General features: G+C 68.4%; 7 protein-coding genes. 3 read left to right on the top strand and 4 right to left on the bottom strand.

Translation table 11 applies throughout. The annotated features are described in order from the left end of the window. The 4 genes from VI056_03835 to VI056_03820 all read right to left on the bottom strand — a co-directional run. Nucleotides 1–528, bottom strand: a 528-nt coding sequence (locus VI056_03835; protein HEY6202150.1) for a hypothetical protein, incomplete at its 3' end; no start/stop codon positions are given. Between the two features lie 5 nt (nt 529–533). Then, nucleotides 534–1,505: a xanthine dehydrogenase family protein subunit M gene (locus tag VI056_03830; protein HEY6202149.1), complete on the bottom strand. Its 972-nt coding sequence runs from the start codon at nt 1,503–1,505 to the stop codon at nt 534–536. Beyond that, a complete protein-coding gene (locus VI056_03825; GenBank protein HEY6202148.1) occupies nt 1,502–3,787 on the bottom strand; it encodes a xanthine dehydrogenase family protein molybdopterin-binding subunit in 2,286 nt (761 codons plus the stop codon). The genes VI056_03830 and VI056_03825 overlap by 4 nt, the downstream gene beginning before the upstream one ends. After that, nucleotides 3,787–4,275, bottom strand: coding sequence for a (2Fe-2S)-binding protein (locus tag VI056_03820; protein ID HEY6202147.1), 489 nt, complete (start codon nt 4,273–4,275; stop codon nt 3,787–3,789). The genes VI056_03825 and VI056_03820 overlap by 1 nt, the downstream gene beginning before the upstream one ends. Nucleotides 4,276–4,323: 48 nt before the next feature. Here VI056_03820 and VI056_03815 point away from each other — a divergent pair, with 48 nt between their 5' ends. From VI056_03815 to VI056_03805, 3 genes are all read left to right on the top strand, one after another. Next, entirely contained in the window at nt 4,324–5,190 is an 867-nt protein-coding gene (locus tag VI056_03815; protein ID HEY6202146.1) for a 3-hydroxyacyl-CoA dehydrogenase family protein, read from the top strand. A 113-nt stretch (nt 5,191–5,303) separates the two neighbouring features. Continuing rightward, on the top strand, nt 5,304–5,708 hold the full coding sequence (locus VI056_03810; protein HEY6202145.1) for a hypothetical protein: 405 nt from the start codon (nt 5,304–5,306) through the stop codon (nt 5,706–5,708). Then, on the top strand, nt 5,705–6,361 hold a 657-nt coding region (locus VI056_03805; protein ID HEY6202144.1), incomplete at its 3' end, for a pyridoxal-phosphate dependent enzyme. The genes VI056_03810 and VI056_03805, both read left to right, overlap by 4 nt.

Raw genomic sequence — 6,361 nt, 5'->3', positions numbered from 1 at the left:
GCCGTCGAGGAACGCGAGGTAGCCGCGGTTCTGGACCTTGCTGCCCGTCATCGCGAGCAGGACATTGAAAAAGCGCGCGACCTCCTCGGGCATGCCGTACGCGCGGGCCATCATGCCGCTCGCCGCCTGCGCCTCGTGGAGCGTCGCTTCACGGATCTCGATCGTCGGATCGACCCTGATGGGGACCGCGAGATCGGTGAGCACCATGCCCGCGATCTCGTCGGCCTTCACAAGTCCGCTCGCGACGAGCCGCGTGCCGAGGTCGTGCGGCCGGGTGAGCGGACCGGTGACCCAGCCGTACGCCTTGCGTCCCCGCGAGTACCGGTTGCGGACCATCTTCAGCGTGGCATCGACGTCCTCAGGCGCGATGTCCGCCATGCCGACGAGATTGGCGAGTGGATGCGAGAGATCGGTCACGCGGCCACGCACTCCTTTGACTCCGAGGTCCTCCGAGAGACCCGACGCCGGCGGGTAGACCAGCAGGCTCGATTCGATCGCCGCGATGAGCGTGTCTTCGGCGACGCTCAATACGGTCAGGCGACGAGCGAGCGGAGCGCGCGGCGGATGAGTTCGCGCGCGAGGGTGACCTTGTAGCCGTTGTCGCGGAGCGGCTGCGCGCTCGCGAGGATGAGGTCGGCGCCGGCGAGGCAGGCGTTGTCGTCGAGGGCGCTTCCCTCGAGCAGCTTGTGCGCGGCGGGGACCGACCACGGGGACGGCGCGACGCCGCCGAGCACGACGCGAACGTCGTGCGCCTTGCCATCTCTGATCCGCGCCGCGGCCGCGACCGAAACGAGCGCGAAGCTCCACGCCTTGCGGTCCATCGCCTTCAGGAACGTGCCGCGGCGTTCCAGTGCGGCCTCGGGGATCCGCACCGAGGTGATGAGCTCGCCCTTGCGGATCGCGTGTTCCTTGCGCTGCTTGCCGCTCGGTGTGATGTAGAACTGGCCGAGCTTCACGCTGCGCCGACTGAGGCTCGACGCGAGCTCGATCTCCGCGTCATAGGCGATAAGAGCGGGCGCGAGATCGGACGGAGCCACCATCACGCACTCCGCCGCACCGAGGATCGCGTGGTAGCGGTTCTCCCCCTCCGCCGCGAAGCAGCGCGTTCCGCCTTTCAGCCAGCACGGCACCGCCTCGTCGCGGAAATACCAGCAGCGGTTGCGCTGCAGCAGATTGCCGCCGACGGTGCCCATGTTCCGGAGCTGCAGCGTCGCCGCATCGCGGAGCGATTCGGAGAGGATCGGCGCGAGCTTTCGGAGCTGCGGCGATGTCTCGAGGTCCGAGAGCGGCGTGAGGGCTCCGATCCGCAGACCCTTGCCCTTCTCGCGCGTCCAACCTCGCAGCCCTTCGATCCCGGTGAGGTCGACGAGCGCGTTCGGCTTCGCGAGGCCGCTCCGGATGAGACCGACGAGATCCGTCCCGCCCGCGAGCGCGGTGGTGCCGTTCTTCAGCAGCTTGAGCGCTTCGCCGAGCGCGCGCGGCTTGGCGTACGAGAACAGGCTCATCGCGCGACCGCCAGCGCCTCGAGCACGCGCGCCGGTGTCATCGGCACGTGGCGCAGCCGGACGCCGATGGCGTTCGCCACCGCGTTCGCGACGGCAGCCGCGGTCGGGATGATCGGCGGCTCGCCCAGTCCCTTCGCGCCGAGGTTGTTGGCCCGACGATCCGGGCGGTCGGTGAAGCGCACGACGATCTCGGGAACGTCGAGCACGGTCGGGATCTTGTACCACTCGAGATCGGCGTTCATGACGCGACCGAGGGAACGGTCGACGACGCGCTCCTCCATCAGCGCGAAGCCGAGCGCCTGGATGACGCCGCCCTGGACCTGCGACGCCGCGGTCATCGGATTCACGATGCGCCCGATGTCGTGCACCGCGACGACCTTTTCGACGATGATCTCGCCGGTCAGCGTATCGACCTCGACCTGCGCGAAATGCGCGCCGAACGTCTTGATCGACAGGCTCTCAGGATTCGGCCAGCGCGAGCCTTTCCCGATGACGGTGTTGTTCTCGAGCTTCTTGCTTACCTCGGAGATCGGCATGCGCGCACCCTTGCTGACGATGTGACCACGCTCCATCCGCAGCTCGGTCTTGCGCACCTCGAGCACACCGGCCGCGGCACCGAGGAACTGCTCGCGCGCGTCGCGGGCCGCGAGTCGGACCGCCGGTCCGACCGACGCGAGCGTGAGCGAGCCCGCCGAGATCGGGCCGTACGGACCTTCGGTATCGCCGATGCGCACCGAGATGCGGTCGACGTCCACCCCGAGCTCTTCGGCGCAGATCTGCGCCAGGACCGTTCGCGTGCCGGTGCCGATGTCCTGTGTCCCCGCACGAAGGATCACGCTTCCATCGGCGTTGAAGTGCACCGTCGCGTACGCGGGAGGACCGCCGCCGCCGCCCCAGATCTGCGTTCCCATGCCGATGCCGCGCCGGCGATGCGGCGCGGAGCCGCGCGTGCCGCCCGCGCGCCGCTTGCTCCAGCCGATCTCGCGCGCACCGATCGTGTAGCACTCGAGCAGCCGCTTGAGCGAGTACGTCTTCGTCGTGCGGGGATCCTTCTGCGCCGCGGCGTGACGGCGGCGCAGCGTGAGTGGATCGACACCCATGCGCTCGGCAAGCTCGTCGATCGCACCCTCGAGCGCGAACGTGCCCTCGACATAGCCGGGCGCGCGGAACGCGGAGAGCGATCCGGCGTTCGTGACGACGCGGTACGACTTCGTCGTGAGGTTCGCGAAGTCATACAGGGTGTTCGTCGGCCCGGTCGGGTTCGCGACCCAGCGCCCCTGCCCTGCATTCGACCACGAGATGTGCTCGATCGCGGTGATCCGCCCGTCCTTGCCGGCGATCTTCACCTTCTGCAGGGTCGCCGAGCGGTTGCCGGCGGCGAGGTTCTCCTCGTGGCGCGTGAGCACGCAGCGGACCGGCCGGCCAAGCTGCTTCGCGAAGAGCGACGCGATGATCGAGTACTTCCCCACGCCACCCTTCGAGCCAAAGCCGCCGCCCATGTAGTCGCAGACGACGCGGATCCGAGAGAGCGGGAGAAGCAGCGCGGCGCGAAGGCCTTCACGCACGCCGAACACGTGCTGCGTGGACTCCCACACGGTAAGGATCTCGCCGTCCCAGTGCGCGACCGCGCCGTGCGACTCGAGCGAGTTGTGCATCTGCGTCGAGGTCCGGTACGTCCCCTCGACGACGGCATCGGCGTTCTTGAAGGCCGGCCGCGCCTCGCCGCGCTTCAGCGAACCCGCCTCGAATACGTTGCCGCCCTCCTCGAGCTTCGGCGCGCCGTCGGTGATCGCCTCCTCGAGATCCGTGACGTGCGGCAGCAGCTCGTACTCGACCTCGATGAGGGCGAGCGCCTTCACGGCGGTCTGCACGCTGTCGGCCGCGACCGCGGCCACCTCGTCACCGATGAAACGGACCTCTTCGCGGAAGATCGTCTCCTCGCCGCGGAACGCCGCCTTCGGCGAGTTGAACCGATGCAGGACCCCTCGGACGCCGGGCAGTGCCTCGGCCTTCTTCGTGTCGATCGCGAGAACGCGGGCTCGCGGATACGGACTGCGAAGCACGCGCGCGTGGAGCATCCCCGGCAGCGTGACGTCATGCGTGTAGGTCGCGCGACCGGTGACGCGCTGGACACCATCGATGCGCCTCCGCGACTTTCCGATCTCGTCGAACTCGGCGGCCGCGGCGTGTGGCGGGAGATCGCTTCCCTGGATGATCGAGAGCGACTCGAAGATCTCGCCCTCGAACTCGTCGCGGCTCTTGACGACCCTGAGACCGGCCACTACTTGCTCCGCCTGGCGGCCGACATGCCGGCCTTCACGATGTTCACGTAAGCGCCGCAGCGGCAGAGGTTGCCGGCGACGGCGCGCCGCACGTCGTCCTCGGTGGGCTTGGCCGTCGTGCGCAGCAGCGAGACGATGGACATGACCTGCCCGGGCGTGCAGAACCCGCATTGGTACGCATCGTGTTCGATGAAGGCTTCCTGCACCGGATGGAGCGCGCCGTCCTTCGAGATGCCCTCGATCGTTTCGACGCGCTTGCCTTCACACGCCACCGCGAGCGTGATGCACGAGTACACGGGACGGTCTTCCACCAGGACCGTGCACGCTCCGCAGTCGCCGGCGTTGCACACGAGCTTCGTCCCGGTGAGGCCGAGCGAGCCGCGCAGCAGCTCGAGCAGCGAGCGCTGTGGCGCTAGATGCGCGGTCGCACCCTGACCGTTCACGGTGAGGGAGATGTCGACAGCGTCGGGCCCACGGAAGGGAGGCATCCGTCCCGATGGTATCGAGCATCTCGGTATGCTGCGCACGCCATGGCCATCGAGCGCGTCGGGATCGTCGGTTTCGGACAGATGGGCTCCGGCATCGCGCAGGTGTGCGCTATGGCCGGTCTCGACGTGCTGGCCCGCGAGATCGATCAGAAGTTCATCGAGAAGGGCTTCTCGCGCATCGACGGATCGCTTGCCCGCGTCGTGAAGTCCGGCAAGATCACCGAGGACGACGCGAAGAAGGTGCGCGGTCGCATCAAAGGCACGACGGCCCTGGCGGACTTCAAGGACCGGGATCTCGTCATCGAAGCGGTGATCGAGGTCATGGACGCGAAGAAGGAGGTCTTCGAGCAGCTCGACCGTGTGTGCCCACCGTCGACCATCTTCGCGTCGAACACATCCAGTCTCACGATCATCGAGATCGCGGCCGCTACGAAACGGCCTGACCGGTTCGCGGGGCTGCATTTCTTCAATCCGCCGGTCGTCATGCAGCTGGTCGAGGTCGTGAAGGCGATCACGACGAGCGATGCGACGGTCGAGACGCTGCGCGCGTTCGTGACGCGTCTCGGTCACACGCCGGTGGTCTGCAAGGACACGCCGGGCTTCATCGTGAACCGGCTGATGATCCCGATCATGCTCGAGGCGATCCGCGCGCTCGAGCAGGGCGTTGCGACGGCCGAGGACATCGACAAAGCCGTGAAGCTCGGCCTGCGGCATCCGATGGGGCCCTTCGAGCTCATCGACTACACGGGCCTCGACATCAACCTGCACGTCGCGAACACGTTCTTCGACGAGTTCCGCGATCCCGCGTGGGCGCCGCCGCCGCTACTCAAGCGCATGGTCCTCGCTGGCCATCTCGGCGTGAAGACGGGCAAGGGCTTCTACGAATACGACGAGAACGGGAAACGCAAGCCTTAGACGCTCACGAGCTCGAAGCGACGTGGAAGGCCGCGGGGTGGGCGGCTATCGCAGGCGTCGCGCACATCGCCGCCGTCGCGTTCAGCCCGGGCTTCTATCCAGCGTGGTTCTTCTTGCTGACGTCCATCGCGTACGGATTGATGCTCCCGGTGATCGCGGTGCTGCATGTGCGGCACCTGGCGGTGCGTCAGAGCGGGGCGATGCTCGGCACGATCGCGGGCACTGCGGTGGCCCTCGTCGGCATCAGCGCGTCCGCCGCCCCGGAGCTCGCGGTCGCGGCGCTGTTCGTGCGCGCGATCTGGTGGTGGACGATCGGGAAGATGTGGTGGGAGACCGGCGTGCTGCCGCGCTGGCTAGGCGCGGTGACTCTGGGTCTCGCGGTCGGCGAGTTCGCGCTGGTGCTCGCGCTCGCCCCGCTCGGTGTCGACATGGCCGTCGCGTGGCTGCCGCTCCGCGCTCTCCTCGGCGCCTGGCTCCTCGCGCTGTCCTACGCGCTCTGGCGGACGCGGCTGGCATGACGAGCGCGATGTCCAAGACGAGCGCGTCCGCCTGGACGGGCGAGCCGTCCTTCGCCGACGTGCTCGCGGCGCGCGACTTCCTCGCGGCGTATCTGGCGCCAACACCGCTGATCCGCCGGGACGCGGTGAGCAGCACGCTCGGCCTCGAAGTGTGGCTCAAATGCGAGAGTCTTCTCCCGACCGCGGCATTCAAGGTGCGCGGCGGCCTGAACCTCATCGGTCGCGATCCGACGGCCAAGGCCGGGGTGATCGGCGCGTCGACCGGCAACCACGGGCAGTCGCTCGCGTACGCCGGCGGAGTGTTCGGTGTTCCCGTGACCATCGTCGTGCCGCATGGCGCGAACCCGCTGAAGGTCGCGGCGATGCGCGCGAACGGCGCGACGATCGTGGAGCACGGGAACGACTATGACGACGCGCGCGTCGAGTGCGAGCGGCGCGCAGCAGCGAGCGGCACGCGCTACGTGCATTCGGGGAACGAGCCGTACCTCATCGCCGGCGTCGCGACCGCGGCGCTCGAAGTGTTGACCGAGCGGCCCGACATCGACGTCTTCATCGTCCCCGTCGGCGGCGGCAGCGGCGCGTCGGGTGCCGCGCTCGTCGCGAAAACGCTGCGACCCGAGATGACGGTCATCGGCGTCCAGGCCGAGGGCGCA

Source organism: Candidatus Limnocylindria bacterium (genome assembly GCA_036523395.1).
GTDB lineage: Bacteria > Chloroflexota > Limnocylindria > P2-11E > P2-11E > CF-39.
This window is presented reverse-complemented; position numbering and strand designations above follow the sequence as displayed.

What these genes read in the sequence shown, in the direction of transcription:
- VI056_03830 (HEY6202149.1), bottom strand. Translation starts at nt 1,505, where the DNA reads ATGAGCCTGTTCTCGTACGCCAAGCCGCGCGCGCTCGGCGAAGCGCTC.
- VI056_03820 (HEY6202147.1), bottom strand. Translation starts at nt 4,275, where the DNA reads ATGCCTCCCTTCCGTGGGCCCGACGCTGTCGACATCTCCCTCACCGTG.